Below are 15655 nucleotides of genomic sequence, written 5' to 3'. Positions count from 1 at the left end.
CAGTTCTGGCTTATCTGGTCGTTTTCACCACTCGTGTTGACAGTTGGTACAGGACATCATGACACAGACCGTGATCGATGGATCCATGCCGTCAACGCGCATTCGAAGGTGATTGACGTCGGTACTGCCACATTCGGGGCATTGGTTCGTCGAACACATCGTTCGGTGCGGGCCACATCGGGTCGTGGCTCCCGCACCCCTTTCAGGAGCAAACAAACACTTCTGCAGGCGATAGCGGTCAACAACTATGGCAGGGGGAAAGTACGACAAAAAGATTCGCCTGTTGCCTAAAGCCGCTACTCCCACCAACAGCCCCGTTCGGGGAACTCGATCCGACTGTGGTAAGTCACGGCGAGCGAGCACCGTCCATCGTACCAGTTCTTCTTGACACCGTACATCCGCACGGTTTCACCCTCCTGGACGATCTTCGGATCCGACTTCTTCCAACTCGTGAACTTGATCTTGTCCGTTCCGTCCGCGATGAGCCCGACCTGTTGAATGGCCGGATTGCTCGGTTCCCAGAGCGTCTGAATCTTTCCCTCGATATCTACCTCGTTTGACTGCACGTCCGGCACGTCCGCGATCGGGCAAATCACACCTGGTTCGGCTTTCCACTCGTCAATCGTCTCGAAGACCGCCTCCGTGAGATCCTGTCCACGGACCACCCGCTCGGCCAACACTCGAGCGATGGCCGCTCGACGTGGCCCACCGTCGAACCGCTTCGCGATCCGATCAGCCTCGCGATTCACCGATGCCAGTTCCTCCTGCGACAGTCGCTCTCGTGGGTCCAACCGTCGTCGCTCGCGCCGCAACTCCCGCCGATCTTCGACGACGACCTCACGCGTCCGTCGTGCTCGCCCGTCCTGAGACGTGAGTTCCGCCTGCGCGCTAATGTGATCGAGTTCGGCCTCCCTGGCCCGGATCCGCTCTTCCTGTTCCAGCGTAAGGTGCGAAACGTCCTGCACCATCCCGTCCGGATGATTCGAATCCACCTTGGCCTGCGTCTCCTGTTGGACCGACGGCCTGAACTCCGGCGTGTCCTCGACGACTTCACCGACTTCATCACTCCCGCTCCGCTCGCGCGTTGGTTCGAGTGCCTGTGCATCGACCGAAACTTCATTAGTCGATAGCTGTTTACCTGACATTGGAATCACTCTAGATTCCGAAGGCGCTCACGCGCCACCACCGCGATGCCCTTACATCGCGGTTTTCCACGATGACGATCGACAGAACCGTCTCTGCGCTCTCGCTCGCGCCTTCGCGAGCGCCCCTTTGGGCGCGAGCGAGAGCGCCCGAGGGACGTGCCACAACCAGCCACGCGCGGCGACCCGCCCGGAGCGAACGTCCAGCGGAGTAAGCGTGGCGGGATGAGCACCGACTGGAGCGCAATCCCCCGCGCTTACCCGCTGGCGGCAAACCGGACGCCCGGCAGCCCGCCCGCTACTGCAGGCAGGCAGCCCGGAACGGTCGGTGCCGAGCGACGCGGAGGGCGGAAAGCGGCGAGCGTGGCGGGCCGTATCGCACCACACCAGCCAGCCGATAGGAGTTAATGCCGACTCAATAACCGGCTGCAGACTCGATCTAGGATACTGTTCTCCTCCGCCCTCGTGGCTACCAAAACGGCCACCAACCGTTTTGCGCCGAATACTCCGTTTCCGACGGGATACTCTCAGACACTTTCGCAGTCAACGCCCACATTTCGTCTTCGAGGTCCGTCAACTCCGACCAGTCCGTTGCTCCGTCAGCCTCTATTTCGGAGGCCATCCAGCGATAGTTCATCCCGATATCCCTGAGAGCGGACCAGATCGACTCATCCACCCCCAGATGTCGACCCTCGGCTGCGTGTTGCTGGAGTTCGTCAGCCCGCGATCTGAGAACCTCAACCGTGTCGTTCCCGGTCGAGTTCTCGCTGAGGATCTCATTCGAATATTCCTTCGTGGCCAGGTCCACTTGCACACCTGCATCCACATACCACCGCTCGATCTCACGCCCCCGTTCCTTGTCGATTCTACTGTTGACCGTATACATCGAGATCAGGAACGAGCCGATTAAACTGACTGCAACCACGAGAATGTCTACCCACATAAGAGTCATTTTATCCAAGAGTGGTTAGAACGTTACTGAAACGCCGTCAGTCAACAAGCCGAGCGACAGGGATTCTTGAGATTCGCTGCCGAGAGCTATCCACCGGAGTCTAAATGAAACGAGTCTCCCCCAGCGCGACGATGTTTAGAATTACTCATCAGTGGCTGGATTTAGCCGACAAACCATTTGAATCCTGGAGGATCGAAAGGGCGAGCCAGTTTCGGGAACCCCGGCGAAGGTGAGCCGAGCGTAGTGAGGCGAACGTCGGGAGAGCTTGCTCTCCCGGAATAAGCACTACAGAGCCTGCAAGGCTCGAAGCGCACAGCGAGTCGCGGGACCGGAACTGGCGAGGGCTTTCAGAGTCGTCCCACCCGTGTCATATTCTTCTCTGAACAGCACCAATCACATAATCGGTACGCTGTCCGAAACAGGAAGGTAGGGGTATGACGGACTGTCAAACTCCGTCCGCGAGAATCGACAGGAGGACGGGAGCGGAAAAGGTTTAACCGAGTGCACTGCCAATTTGTACGTACTCATGGCCTCGACTCCCCGTTCCGACGAGGACGAATCCGAGGAGGAGCCGACGGTCCCGGCGGATGTCCTCGAGGGAATCGAGGACATCGCCGAGGGTCGAACCGCCGACGGGGATGACCTCGACGAGGCACTCGACCTGTAACGCGGTTCGATAGGGATTTTATGCGTTGGATGTGCAACTACGGATAGCGTGAGCGTCGTCGAACTTTCCGACGAAGAAAACGTCGCCATTCTCGCAGAGACGTTCACAGAGGGCCTTTCGGATATCGGAGACAAAACACGCCAGCTGGCCGTGCTGAAGCGCCTCCACGAACTTCTCGATAGCACCACCCCGCAACACTACATCTACGAAACCGTGGAAGGATGCAGCGAACTCCAGGTGATCCGCGTCGGTGGCGACCAGCGGATCTACTGCCGTCTCGTGATGGGGATACCGCACGGTGACAAGCACTACAACGTCCTGTTCGTCTTCTACGTGGATCCCCACCAGTACCGCCCCGACCGGCTGACCAGGTTCGACCAGGCAGCCGAACAACGACTTGAGGAGATCACTTCCTTTGAGGGAGTTGATGCTGTCGATGACTATCTCGAAGCAATGGATGCCTTCACGGCAGACGACATCAGACAGAGAATCGACCGGCTAGAGGACTGACGCGGTAACGGTGGGAAATCGGGGGTTGGCTGAACTCGGCAGTCGCTTCCGAGAGGTCGTCACACAGTAGCGTCGATCGAGAAGAGAGGCGTTAGCCGCCGACATTGTGGCCGATCCGTTCGAGTTTCCCCTCCAATTGCTCGATCCGTTCGTTCTTCTCCGCCAGTCGTGTCTCCAGGTTGGCGATCCGCTCCTTCAGCAGGCGATTCTGTTCGACGAGATGTGTCCGGCGACGCTGGCCCTCGAGGTCAGTCGGTGACGCGCCAGCGTCCCCTCCGCCAGTCGGGTCGTAGAACTCATCGACGGTCCCGATCGCTCGTTCGATCGTCTTCTCGCCGTAGGTGCTGCCGTCAGCGTAGTGGACCGCGTCCCACTTCTCGCGCATCAACCCCGACTGGCGGAAGAGACGATCGATCTGCGAGCGGTCGCCACCCGTCCAGAACGCCAGCAGACAGCAGAGCGCCATGTCGGCCTCGGAGTGGCTCTCGTAGCCAGCTTTCCGCCCGTTCCAGAGATCATCGAACTTTCCACTATTCTCGGCGCTGCGGGCCTTCTCCAAAACCTCCGCGTCGTCCAACTGTGCCTCGCTCCCCGACGATCGTCGCTGTGATGGCGATACAGAGCCCGGAGCGTTTGCCCCGTTTGAATTCGAGTCCTCCTCTCGCACGTACTCACGATGAACCGCTGCGAGTGCGTCCTGTCGATGGGCCACTCGAGTCGGCGTCTCGTCGATGCGCTCGCCAGTGACGGTGAAGAACCGGGCCGTATCGTAGAGTTCGACGCTTCTACGCCTGTTCCGACCGTCCGGCAACTCCCCTTTGACGATGACGTGCACTCCGGTCCCCGACGGAGAGACCTCCGTGTAGGAGTCGAGTCGCTGGACGATATCCCGCGCCGTTTCGTCGAGTTTCCCGCCCGGATCGCGACAGTCGTCGAGATCGACACCGACGAACGGCCCCGCTTCGCTGAAGACGAACCCGACTCCATCGATGTCTTCGCGATCGATTTCCCGCCGCGCCGTCTCGAAGTCCGTCCACGTCTCCGCGTCAGTAGTCGAGGCGAACTCGTCCGATCCAGGCTCGATCGGCACCTTTGTCGCTTTCCCGTCGCGCGTCTCTTCCCGCCAGCAGATCCACTGGTCTCGATCCCGCAATCTCTCGGGAATCGCCGCCGGTTCGATCGCTGGTTCACTACGCTCACTCATGGCAGCCACCCCTCGGCTGCCAAGATAGACACTCGCCTCCGCGCTCGATCGTTCGCTCTCCTACTTCTCTGGATACTTCCCTCCGTTCCGACGCTCTTGCCCCACCTATTATTGGTCGGTTTCTGGCGTAACTGGCGAAACGAGACGGGGATAATCGCAAGACTTGACGGCATTACGCGATGGGGCGACCTAGGTGGTCGTGTTTCGGCATTCGAGGAAATGCTGTAACCCCTCGCTATCGAGCGATCCAGGGCGTAGAGCCGCCGGTTAGCACCCCAAGCTGCGGTTCGATACTGTAACCTCAGAGAATCCGACGCCTTAGGCACTGGCATTGCCGGATCCCTCCTGCAGGTCGATCCCCGCGTAACACCGGACAGTCGTGCCGTCGCGATTCTCTGCAGTCCGCTCGAAGCTGACGTGATTGCTCAATCGCCGGGCGAACCAGTTCTTCGACTCGACGGGCAAGCCACGGTCCTCCGCCCACTCGCAGTAGGCGTCGTAGACGGCGGCCGTCATGACTATGGCGTCACCGTCCTCCCGGAGACGCTCGGCCGCGAACACGCCGATCGCCGCGTCCGGATCGTCCGCGAGGTCGGCCCATCGATCACCCTCCTCGGCGGAGTCCGCCGTTTCAGTCTCGAACTCGGTCAAGGTGTCGAGCGATCGGATCGCCCCGTCCTCATAGACGACTGGTTCGTCCAAGCCCCCGCCGTCGCCCGGAACGATCACGGTCGCGTACGCCTCGGGCCCGAACGCCGAGTCGCCCAACTCGATTGTGGGAACGAAGGGCCGACGCACGCGAACCCAGTCCGCCTCGAAGGCGTCCCGGGAGTCGTAGACGTGTGTCTCGCCGTGCTCGCGAACGGTGAACTCGCCCGATCCGGGGTCGTAGCTGTAGAGCGCGGGGAATCGGTCCTTCGACGGGTCGGATGGATCGTCAACGCGAGCGTGGTCGGTTCCGTCGCCGTCGCGGAGCACGAACTCGTCACTATCTTCGACCCAGACGGTCCGTCGAGACCCATCGGTCACCGGCCGGACGGCGGTGGCGCCACCCTCCGCGCGGGCACCGCCCCCGAACGTGACCGACTCGTCGGTGATGTAGAAATGCGTCTCGCCGTCCGCCCGTCGCTTGACGGGTGGATTCAGAATGCCGTCGAGGCGCTCGGCCCAGTGGGTCACCGACTCGACGCCAGTCTCGACGACGAACAGCGGGACATACCCGTCGTCCTGCGCTCGGCGGAAGTTCCGGAGGACTTTCGCTGGCTTGTCGGGCGTGGTCGTCTCGGCCTCGACGTAGAACTCGACGTCCAGGTCTGGGTGGAACGCCGTCCCGTCGGGGCGATCGGCGCCGTCCTGCTCCTCGATCGTGACGGTGAATCCGAGTGGCGTCAGTGCCTGCTCGGTCTCGGCGAGCATGGTGTCGTGGCGATCCCCGCCGGCCGCTCGAACGTCGCCTGTGTCGATGGCAACGGCGTCCTCGCCCGCGTCGGTCAACCGGGCGACGACTGTCTCGCCCGAATCGTCGAGATCCACGTCGATGAGTCGCGAGCGCTCACGCACGTCGGCGAGCGTTTCGTACTCGGGCGGTGGCTCCTCGACGTTGGCCGCGTCGTAACAGGCCCGGAGTTCGTCGTCCACGTCGGCGACCGGCACCCAGCCGTTGGTCTCGTGCTCGCCAGTCCGGATCTGGACGATCCGGATCGCACTCGCAAGCGCTCGATCAAGCTCGCCATCGTCCGCGCCGAGGATCTCCCGAACGGCGTCGGGCGTTCGATCGACCGGCAGATCGCCGTCTTCGGGCACGCCGTACTCGGCCGCCGTTCGCTCGTGAACCCGTTCGAGGGCGTCCGCGAACTGCCGCTCCTGGCGGCGGTCGAGCGGGTCGTCGCTCTCGGGATGACCATCCGGAATCGGCAGTGGTTCGAGACTGAACGGTTCCGGCCCGGTCTCGCCGAAGGTCGGACTCGGGAGTTGCGCGATCCACTCGCCACGTGGCAGCGACCGGATCCGGTTGGCGAACGCCGCGGGGTCCATCTCCTCGTGGGCCATCGCCCGCGCGATCTCGCGATCGACGGCGATCTTGCCGACGAGCGTCGTCGCCACGTCGTTGAGCACGTTGAGATACACCTGGTGGTCGCCCTCGGCCTCGATCTGCTCGGGGAACTGCAGCGAGAGGCCGACCGAGAGTCCGAAACTCCGGCCTTTCTCCAGCAGGTCGTTCATCACGTCCGAGACGACGACCGACGCTGCCTCATCGACGAGCAGGTTCACGACGTAGTCCTCTGGCAGTTCATCGACGGTCCGATCGCGGGTCTCCAGGGCGTCCTCTAGGTTCGTCAGGATCACGCCGGTCATCAGTCGGGCAGCCTCGTCGCGGAGGTCGCCGAGGTCGAAGAGGACGACCGTGTTCTCGTCGAGGACGTCCCGGAAGTCGAACCGGGGCTCGGTGTTGTCGAAAATCCGCCGGAGGTGGGCGTCCTGCGTGACGTAATCGAGGCGGTTGCTCACCCCGCCCATCACGGTCGCGAAGGTGTTCGAATCGAGTTCGAGTTGGCGATTGATCTTCCGCTGGACCTCGTTCTGGCTGGCTTGCGGGGCCTCGCTGATGTCGCCGTCCGGCGGGCCGGCAGCCCACAGTTGATCGAGGACGTGTTCGAGTTGCGTGTGGGCGAAGTAATCGACGGACTCGCGGTAGAGACCGTTCTCGCGGCCGTACTCCTCGTCGAACAGCGCCTTGACGAGGTACTTGATCAGGTTCGGCGCGACGATGGCCTGCTCGTAGCGATCTTCACCCATCGCGAGTTTCAGGATCTCCTCGTAGTGATCGGCGACGTTCTGGACGGCATCCACCCGCGCTCGGCCGGCAGCGAGGTCTCGCTCGACGTTGAAAAACGAAAAGCCCGGCAACACGTCTGGCACGGGAAAGTGCAGGACGTTCTCCGCGAGGTCGTCGGTCCCGAAGCGGGCGGCGTGGGCGCGCATGTAGTTCTCGCTCATGCCGTCGCCCTTCGGGTCGATCAGCACGACCGGGCCGTCCGTTGCCTCGTACAGCGAAAGCGCGTCGTTGACCAGGGCCTTGGACTTGCCGGCGCCGGTTGTCGCCGCCCGGAGGTAGTGCGTCGTCAGCAAGTCCGCCGGGACGCGCGTGGGCTCATCTTCGGGTTCGCCGTTCTCGTCGAGGGCGTACCCGATCGCCATCCCCTCGCGGAACTGGTCCATGTGGTCGGCCGTCGGCCGCGGTAGCGGCGACCGACTCTCGGGGTTCGCCTCGGCGCCACGGCCACCCTCGGTCGTGAGTTGCGTCGCGGGCGGGACGACGGTCACGTTCGCGAGTTCGTCGGCGTTGAGCACGAGGTCGGGTCGGATCGATCCCCATCGACTGGTGGTGATCTCGCGCTCACGAAAGCGAGCGAACGCGCGGGTGGCGCGACGGTCCTCCAGCCACCCGTTGCGAAGTCGCCGTCCCGAAACACCGTAGTGCGTTCCCGAAAGGTGATCGAAGGTGGGCACGAGGTCGTCGAGCAACCGATCAAGTGCTTCGTCGTCGTCCTCGTCTTCATCCCTCTCCTCACGAACGAGGGCAAGCGCTCGCAAGTTCGCGGTGAACGTCCGGCCAGGCCGTTTGTTCTCGATCGAAGTCACGCGCTCGCGACCACCGGGGTCCTGAAACTCGTCCGCATCGACCGCATTGCGGTCGCCGCCGGCCCCGACGAAGAGTTCGCTCAGGGCACGATCCAGGAGACGGTCTTCGCCGTCGCGCAGGCGTCGTTCGCGGGCCCGGGCGTCTGCCGTCCAGTCGGGCTTGCGCTCGAAGAGCACCTGGAACGCGACCGGATGGTCGGCGGCGGTGAGTCGATCGATCAACGGCGCCAGCGGAGCACGGGAGTGGTCGTCGCCCTGCCCGACCGTGTCGGTGAACGCCGGAATCGTGGTCATCCAGTCCCGCGTGCGTATCGCGTCGCCGACCCACCGGACGCCCCGTGGCTCGAATTCGTCGATCACGTCGCTCTCGCAGTCCTCGATCCTCTCCTCTGGAACGAGACGGGCCACCGGATCGATCTGCGCGCGCTCGACGACGAACGTCGAGGGATACAGCGTCCGGAGACGTTCCTCGAACGCGTCGAGGCGCCGGTCGGCGCCGTAGTAGAACTCGACCGGCTCGTCGCTGCCAGCGCTGATCGCGAGAAACTCGAAGGTCGGCGGCCCGCCCTCTCCGAGCGAGTCGAGACCGGCAAGGAAACCGCCACCATTCGAATCGAGCGCATGCAGCGCGCCGAGTTGTTCGACGACCGTCCCGGGCGCGAGGTCGCTCCGGGAGGGCGTGACTTGGACGTACTCCCGCGTCATGTCCCCGCGTCGGCACCTCCGTCGAAATCCCCGCCGCCGTCGATCACGCTCGCCTCGTAGTCGCTCGCGCGGATCCGCAGCGGGAACCAGCCCTCCTGATCGATCCCGATCAACGCCTCGGAGTAGCCGTCCTCGTCCTCGCCAGCTTTCGCCGAGGTGACCCAACTCACCTGCCGATCGTTCAGGTCGAACCACTGTGCGATCTTGTCGTCCTCCTCGTTCACACGGTGGAGCAGCGTGATCGAACAGAGATTGGCGATGGTCCGGGCCTCCGGCGTGAGCGCGAACTCGCCGCCGGTCTGCGTGACGAACTCGAGACTCAGATCGAAGTGCCGACTGTGCCGGACGGCCGTCTCCAGGAAATCCAGCGAGGAGGCGTCGTTCATCAGGTAGTGGGCCTCGTCGATAGTGAACACGACCTTCTTCTCGGTCTGCTTGACGCGCTCGTAGACGCTGTTGAACAGCACCTGCATCGTCAGCGTCGTCTCCGCACGCCCCTGCGCGCCCTCCTCCTGGTGGAGATCCAGGTAGATGACCTTCGAATCCAGGTCGAACTCGGTGGGCTTCGCGAGGTTGGCCAGCGCCCCCTCATCGCGAAACGAGGGCCGCAGATCCTTCAGTAGCGACTCGGCGTCCCTGCGGACGGCCTGCTGCTCGCCGTCGGTCTCGTAGCCGAACTCGCCGGGATCGGCGGCGAAGTCCTCCAGCACGGCGATCACGTCCCGAATCGTCGGCGACGCTTTCGCGTGGGTCGCCGGATCGCGCGTGATCCCCTGCTGGCGATAGGCCGCCTGCGTGGCCCGGCGGAGCGTCTGGCTGCGCTCGCCGAGCGGATTGTCGGCGACGTGCTCGAAGAACGTCCCGAAGAAGGTCATCACCCACGTAATCTGCTCGCCCCACGGGTCGAGGTCCTCCACCGCGTCGAGGACGTGCTCGGGCGTCGGCTTGATCTCCAGCGGGTTCAGCCCGCGCGTCCCGCCGACGGTGATCTGCTCCCCGCCGAGGGCCTCGCTGACGCCCGCGAACCCCCGCATCGGGTCGAGCATGACGACGATCGTATCCTCGTCGTACATCGCCCGCCGAACAAGGCGCAACTTCGTGGCGAAGGATTTGCCCGCGCCGAGGCGGCCGATAATCATGGTACAGTAGCCGGTCTCCCGTGCGAAGCGATCGAGGATCAGCGGGCTCTCGTTGAGCGCGTAGGTGCCGTATTCGATCCCTGGCTCGGCGAACGCACCGGAAACGAAGGGGAACATCGCACCGACCGCGCCGCCGAGCATGGGCGTCGTCGCGTCCAGCGTCTCGTCGAACTCGTCGGTCGCGATCGGACTGGCTGCAGTGAGCGCGTCCAGTTGTGACCAGCGCGGTGCGACTGGCGTCAGATTCGCCGGCGCTCGCCGCGCAGTCGTGATCACGTCGCTGGCGTCGGAGTCGTCGCGGTCCTCGCCCCGAACGGCGAGATACGTCGAGACGTCGAAGGCCTCCATCGGCGTGTTCCGGAGGACGTCGTACATCTCTTCGTGGTCGGCGAGGTCTTTCTCGACGCCGCGGGAACTCGCGCGGTGCTTCTCGGTCAGATACTCGAGGTCGGCCTGGAGGTCCTCGATCCGGTTTTCGAGCGTGTCCAGCGTCGCCTGCGTGTCGCGCGGATCGAGGTGAATGCTCACGTCGGTGGTGCGCGTTTCGGCCGCGGCGTAGACCTCCTCGAGGAAGCCGTCCATCGGCGCGTCGGGATACTCGCCGGCCCACAGCGTCTTCGCCCACCGGTCGCCGGTCCGGATCGCGGCGGGCGTCCGCTCGATGGCCGAGGGTGCGACCAGCGACTGGTGGATTTCCGGGACGGTGCCGACCGCTTCGTGCGACTGGTCGTACTCGACGGTGACCTCTCGCGTCTCGCTGTCTTCGTCGCCGCTGGCAGGGGCACTGTGATCGTTCTCGTTTGACTGTTCGTCGTCAGTTTGTGGGAATGGGAGTTTTTCGCGAATCATGCATCGGACCCTCCGACGAGGGGCGTGGTTCGAATACGGTGGGCCAGATCGCCGTGTTCGAGGTCGCGACCTGCCCAGAACTCGCCGATAACGCGGGTGAACTCCGTCGCGTCGATCCGGCTGGCGTTCACGTCCTCGATTCCACGGAGGCCACGCTCGACGCGCCGGAGTCGCTCGTCGAGTTCCTCCGCCATCGCGGCACGCTCAGCGGCCTTTGGCGGCGAGGTCGCCGCCCGGACGAGCGTCCCGATCACGCGCAGGTCGGCAATCTTCTGGACGAGACCGTCACGCTCGAAGCGGACCTCCGCCGGCGTCACCGGCACGACGACGTAGTGATCCCGGATCGTCATCTGCCGGCGGACGAGTTCGTCCTCGTACCACGCGACGTAGTGCTCGATCAGCGCCTCCAGCTCGGGGTTCGCCTCGACGTCCGGATCACCGAGTCGGGACTCGTAGGCCTCGAGGTACTCCTCGGCCGGGAACGATTGGGTCGTCGAGTAGAACTGCACCGGGAACTCGACGGTCGTGTTGACGAAGTCCTGGAACGCCTCGGCCTTGGCCTGCCACTGGTCGTCGGTCGCCAGCGCCATCGTCGCCGGTTCGACGTGGACTGCGCCCACGAGCGCGCCGTCGGTCCGCACGACGGCGTCGTGCTCGGGTAGCACGCGCTCGACGCGCGTGTACTCTTTCGCCTGCTCGTGATCAAGGTTCGACTCGCCCTGGTGGAACCCGACGAACTGCTCCAGCCAGTCGAGACTGTTGGTGTAGCCGGGCGTCAGGTAGACGAACGTCGCGCCGACGGCGATCCCGAGGACTGCGAGCGGGATCGTGAGCACCGTCACCGAGACGCCGGCGACCGCGAGATCCGACGGCAGGACGACCTGCGTCAGCAGGATGACGATCACGCCGGGCATGCCGGCGACGATGAGGTCGGTCAGCGAGTACTGCCCGAGGAGTTGCGTGTCGGTACCGAGTGACTTCGGAATGCGTTTGGATGGATCCGTTCCGTTACTCATTGCCCTCACCTGCAGAACTGCTGTCGTCGCTCGCGTCGTCGTTCGATTCGCTCGTGGTGTCGCTGTCGCGCAGATTGTCGCGACTCGTTTCGGTCCGACCCGAATCGGCGTCTCGACTCGTCTCGTCGCTGGAATCGCTCCTGCCACCGTCGTCGGAACTACGACTGGACCGATCGCCGCTCCGATCGCTTCGGTCGCTTCGATCGGAGTCCGTGGTCGTCGAGCGACCGGCGTCGCTTCCGCCAGAACCAGCGTCACTGCGTCCGGCGGACTCGTCGGTCCGCGACTCGCGGGTCCCGCCGTTGCTCCGTCGATCAGATCCGCCGTTGCCCTGCCGGTCCGATCCGCCGGATCCGCCGCCACCGCCGTCGTCACCGCCACGGCGGAACCGATCGCCGAGTCGCGAACCAGTACGATTCACCCGCCGACCGGCCGCGTTGGCCGTCGAGTCACCCGAACCGAAGACGGTCTGGCCGTCGCTCCGGACTGCCGGTTTGTCACGGACGCCACGGGCGAAGTTACGGCCGGCGTGGCCCGCGCGCTGGACCTGCTCCTTGCCGGTCGTCGTCCGCCGACGGGCCCGCTGTGCCGAGACGTGGCGGGCCGCCCGATCGGCCATGAACATGATCGCGCCGGCCTGCCAGAACAGCACGAACGGCGAGAGCACCGCCGCAAACGGGACGACCAGTGCGGTCAGCCAGGTGCCGATCCCGCCGGCCGAGAGACCCGCGCTCTGGCCGAGCAGGCCCCCGACGCGAAAGAGCAGCGCGACCGGGACCGACATGAACAGGAACGGCACGTAGAACCCGGCGAGTTTCTTCATGAACCGCGAGACCAGCGTGAACGGCCCGACGCCGGGGATCCAGAGCACGATCAGGATCGGCATCAGCAGGACGAACAGGTACAGCACCAACTGGCGAATCAGGTAGATCAGCCCGATGATGACGAAGAGGGCGAGATCGACCGTCAGCGAGATGACCAGGCCGATCACACCGATGGCCGCGAAGGACATGGTCTCGAACAGCGCGATCTCCTCCAGCGAGGGCAGCAGGAACTTCGCCAGTGCGTCCATGAACCGCAGGGAAAACGCGGCGAGCCACCACCACGAGAGAATGCCGATCAGTCCCGAGAAGGCCCGCTTCTTGAGCTTCGAGCGGTGGTAGTTGCTGAACAGGTGGCTCGTCGATTCCAGCAGGATCACCACGCCGATCGCGAGGCCCCACAGCGACAGCGAGAGCGGCACGATGGTCTCCCAGTAGTAGCCATGGACCGCCGGCCACGGACCGTTCGTCGGGGCAGCGAACACCGCGTCGGGATGGGGCGTCTGCACCACGACCTCCAGCAGCGCGTCGCCGTGGCTCTGGATCGCGGCCTCGATCGGGCTGAACAGGATTCGCAGGAGTTCTTGGAGCGCGCCGACGATGATGTCGCCGAGACCGTCGAGCAGGCCCATGCGACGGACGCCAGCCTGGCGACCGGACCCGCCGAGGGTGGCGATCAGCGCCAGGATACCGAGGGCGGGCCGCAGGTCCACCGTTCGGTCGCGACCACTGGCGTCGGTACGCGTCCGGGTCACAGTCCCCTCCACGGCGGCCAGAGTTGCCAGGTCGTGATCCGGTCGATCAGGTATGCCGCCAGCAGGAGCAGGCCCACCGGGACCGCGAACCGGAAGACGGCCGCGAGCACCTGCAGGGATGGCCCGTCGAGGCTGACCGTCACGCTATCCTCGACGTAGCCCCGGTCGTGGTGCCACCAGTCGCCGGGTTCGTATCGTGCCGAGACGAACGTTCCAGCATCGTCGAGCGTGACCAGCGCGGTGCCGTCGTCGGTGGTGTTGACCCGTTCGCCGTCGATCACGACGAAGCCGTCACGATCGACGGTGTCGATGGGGTCGCCCGTCGCCGCGTCACGCAGGCGGACCTCGATCCTGGTCGTCGAGTCGGAGTCGTTGCGGACCGCGAGCGTCAGATTGCTCCGGTGAATCGGGACGGTGTCGAAGTCCCCGGTATCGACCGTGGTCGAACGCCCGCGAACGAATCCCCGGGCGCGGATCGCCGATACCTGTTCGGGAAAGCGTGTGACGATGGTTCGGCTGCCCGTGTAGGTGCCGTTCGGGACACCCAACTCGACGTTCTCGGGAAGCGTCGGCGCCTCGTAACGCTGGCCGTCCGTGGCGAGAACGCGAGTCGTCGGCTCCGCGGCCGACGCGCCCATCGCCATCGGGAACGCGTTGACCTGCAGTGGGTGCAGCGGCGAGTGCCGTTGCGTGGTGTTGTTCTGCTGTGCGTAAACGAGGGTGTCCCACGACGGATCGCGGGCCGAGTAGAGTCGCCAGGTCCCCGTTACGTTCCCCTGGCTCGTGCTGTATCCCAGCCAGGGCCGGTTCGCCGTCACCGCGAGCGCACCGCTCCCGTCCGGGTATTCGGCGCGCTTCCCGGTGACCTGGAGGTCCTCCACGACGACGCGGCGGTCGTCCTCGACCGTGACCGTCTCCGTCGGGTGGGTGTAGTTGTGATCGACGTCGGTCTGACAGCGCGTCGTAGTGCCGTTCTCCCAGCAGTCGGTCTCCTCGGTCCGGACGTGCTTTTCGAGGCGGACGAACACTTCCGTCTCGACCGCAATACGATGGGACCCTGCAGCGAGGGCGTCGAACGCGAAGCGCGGCGTGTGGCTCCCGCCGTCACTCGCGACGGTCTCGCCGTCGATGGTCAGCCGGGTCTCCTCGATCCGGTGGGTCTCCAGCGACCAGTAGACCTGCCGGTCGCCAGTGGTGTCGTCCTCGGGAACGCGCACGCGGTAGTCGGTGGTCACGAGCACCTCGCCCGATCGCCCGACGTACAGCGGTTGCCGGGAATCCGACAGCCGGAGCGTCGTCGAGGGCTGGATGGCGAACAGCGTGGCGTGAGCACCTTTCACGAACTCACCGTCGCTCGTATCGGCGTAGCTCGGCTGGATCGAGACGCTCCGGTTCGTCTCGGGGAACTCCCCGAAATCACCCGCATTCCAGCGCTCGACATCACGGGGCGGCGCGTTCAGCGGCAGGTCGGTCCCGTTGGCGAGTTGCCGGAGCGCAACGTCCTGCCCGCCCTCGTCGTAGGTGTTGACAGTGCCGTCCTCGTCGCCGGACCATAGGACCGGAAAGCGCGTCTCGTTGACGCCGTGGTCGGGCTCAGAGGGTGGATCGGCCAGCGCCGACCCCGCTAGCGCAGTCAGCGCAACGAGGGCGACCATCGCGAGGAGTCCTGCTCGACGCTCAGAACGCACACGCGCTCCCTCCGGCGACGACGTTGTTCAGGATGAACGTGATGATCTCGGTCCCGAGCGGGGCGACGATGACACCCCAGAGCAGGCCCTGATTCCGGATGCCCTTCATCTCCTTTTTCCAGTCCGACCGGCGGACAAAGGGCAGGGCGACCGTCGCGCCGAGCGCGAGGACGCCACCGAGCATCGGCCCGCCGAACTGGATCAGCGTGAAGACGTTCTGGATCGTGTCCGCCATCGGCGTGTTGCAAAAGGCCTGGCCGGACCCCTGAGCGGCCGCTGGCTCGGCCAGCACGAACAGCGCGATGGCGGCAATCGCCAGGTGCCGCAGCGGGAGATGGCGGACGATTCGGTTGGTGATCGAGAGCGATGCCTCTGTCGAAGAGTGCGTGTTTTCGGTCATCGGTGGATCAGTCGTCTCCTTGTGTGTCGGCAGGCGGAGTCGCCCGCCGACCGGTGCAATCGTGACTGAGGACGGGATGACCGTAAGCGAGCGCGTGGTGGTTCCGGAAGTTCACGAAGCGGCCCGCTGAGGAAGCGACTGCTTGCGTCGAAGGGTCTCGGCGTC

The 15655-nt window shown here is 64.7% G+C and carries 10 protein-coding genes and 1 pseudogene; 2 read left to right on the top strand and 9 right to left on the bottom strand.

Annotated features, from left to right (window positions below):
• Window positions 1–296 precede the first annotated feature (296 nt).
• Both HUTA_RS08280 and HUTA_RS08275 read right to left on the bottom strand, forming a co-directional pair.
• Window positions 297–1145 carry a DNA-binding protein gene (locus HUTA_RS08280; RefSeq protein ID WP_015789440.1) on the bottom strand — a complete coding sequence of 283 codons (849 nt, stop codon included), beginning with the start codon at window positions 1143–1145 and terminating at the stop codon, window positions 297–299.
• Window positions 1146–1611: 466 nt separating this feature from the next.
• A complete protein-coding gene (locus HUTA_RS08275; protein ID WP_049941252.1) occupies window positions 1612–2085 on the bottom strand; it encodes a hypothetical protein in 474 nt (157 codons plus the stop codon).
• Window positions 2086–2620: 535 nt separating this feature from the next.
• Between HUTA_RS08275 and HUTA_RS15585 the strand changes: the two genes are divergently transcribed.
• On the top strand, window positions 2621–2761 hold the full coding sequence (locus tag HUTA_RS15585) for a hypothetical protein (protein ID WP_015789438.1): 141 nt from the start codon (window positions 2621–2623) through the stop codon (window positions 2759–2761).
• A 48-nt stretch (window positions 2762–2809) separates the two neighbouring features.
• Entirely contained in the window at window positions 2810–3271 is a 462-nt protein-coding gene (locus tag HUTA_RS08270; protein ID WP_015789437.1) for a hypothetical protein, read from the top strand.
• 112 nt (window positions 3272–3383) lie between these two features.
• Here the strand turns inward: HUTA_RS08270 and HUTA_RS08265 are convergent.
• From HUTA_RS08265 to HUTA_RS15870, 7 genes and pseudogenes are all read right to left on the bottom strand, one after another.
• A pseudogene (locus HUTA_RS08265) lies at window positions 3384–4475 on the bottom strand (phage NrS-1 polymerase family protein); the annotation flags it as partial.
• Between the two features lie 318 nt (window positions 4476–4793).
• The gene (locus tag HUTA_RS08260; RefSeq protein WP_015789435.1) at window positions 4794–8822 is read right to left on the bottom strand and encodes a primase-like DNA-binding domain-containing protein; all 4029 of its coding nucleotides are present in this window, start codon (window positions 8820–8822) and stop codon (window positions 4794–4796) included.
• The gene (locus HUTA_RS08255; protein WP_015789434.1) at window positions 8819–10810 is read right to left on the bottom strand and encodes a VirB4 family type IV secretion system protein; all 1992 of its coding nucleotides are present in this window, start codon (window positions 10808–10810) and stop codon (window positions 8819–8821) included. Before HUTA_RS08255 ends, HUTA_RS08260 begins: the two co-directional genes overlap by 4 nt.
• Window positions 10807–11826: a hypothetical protein gene (locus HUTA_RS08250; RefSeq protein WP_015789433.1), complete on the bottom strand. Its 1020-nt coding sequence runs from the start codon at window positions 11824–11826 to the stop codon at window positions 10807–10809. The genes HUTA_RS08255 and HUTA_RS08250 overlap by 4 nt, the downstream gene beginning before the upstream one ends.
• Window positions 11819–13402 carry a hypothetical protein gene (locus HUTA_RS08245; protein ID WP_015789432.1) on the bottom strand — a complete coding sequence of 528 codons (1584 nt, stop codon included), beginning with the start codon at window positions 13400–13402 and terminating at the stop codon, window positions 11819–11821. Before HUTA_RS08245 ends, HUTA_RS08250 begins: the two co-directional genes overlap by 8 nt.
• Window positions 13399–15090, bottom strand: a complete 1692-nt coding sequence (locus HUTA_RS08240; protein ID WP_143920345.1) for a hypothetical protein — start codon at window positions 15088–15090, stop codon at window positions 13399–13401. Before HUTA_RS08240 ends, HUTA_RS08245 begins: the two co-directional genes overlap by 4 nt.
• On the bottom strand, window positions 15080–15490 hold the full coding sequence (locus HUTA_RS15870) for a hypothetical protein (RefSeq protein WP_015789430.1): 411 nt from the start codon (window positions 15488–15490) through the stop codon (window positions 15080–15082). The genes HUTA_RS08240 and HUTA_RS15870 overlap by 11 nt, the downstream gene beginning before the upstream one ends.
• Between the last annotated feature and the right edge of the window lie 165 nt (window positions 15491–15655).

Origin of the sequence: Halorhabdus utahensis DSM 12940, assembly GCF_000023945.1 — an archaeon.
In the GTDB taxonomy this organism is placed as follows: Archaea; Halobacteriota; Halobacteria; order Halobacteriales; family Haloarculaceae; genus Halorhabdus; species Halorhabdus utahensis.
This window is presented reverse-complemented; position numbering and strand designations above follow the sequence as displayed.

Excerpts from the sequence above, each read along its gene's own strand:
- HUTA_RS08280 (WP_015789440.1), bottom strand. The coding sequence starts at position 1,145 with ATGTCAGGTAAACAGCTATCGACTAATGAAGTTTCGGTCGATGCACAG.
- HUTA_RS08275 (WP_049941252.1), bottom strand. The coding sequence starts at position 2,085 with ATGTGGGTAGACATTCTCGTGGTTGCAGTCAGTTTAATCGGCTCGTTC.
- HUTA_RS15585 (WP_015789438.1), top strand. The coding sequence starts at position 2,621 with ATGGCCTCGACTCCCCGTTCCGACGAGGACGAATCCGAGGAGGAGCCG.
- HUTA_RS08260 (WP_015789435.1), bottom strand. The coding sequence starts at position 8,822 with ATGACGCGGGAGTACGTCCAAGTCACGCCCTCCCGGAGCGACCTCGCG.
- HUTA_RS08255 (WP_015789434.1), bottom strand. The coding sequence starts at position 10,810 with ATGATTCGCGAAAAACTCCCATTCCCACAAACTGACGACGAACAGTCA.
- HUTA_RS08250 (WP_015789433.1), bottom strand. The coding sequence starts at position 11,826 with ATGAGTAACGGAACGGATCCATCCAAACGCATTCCGAAGTCACTCGGT.
- HUTA_RS15870 (WP_015789430.1), bottom strand. The coding sequence starts at position 15,490 with ATGACCGAAAACACGCACTCTTCGACAGAGGCATCGCTCTCGATCACC.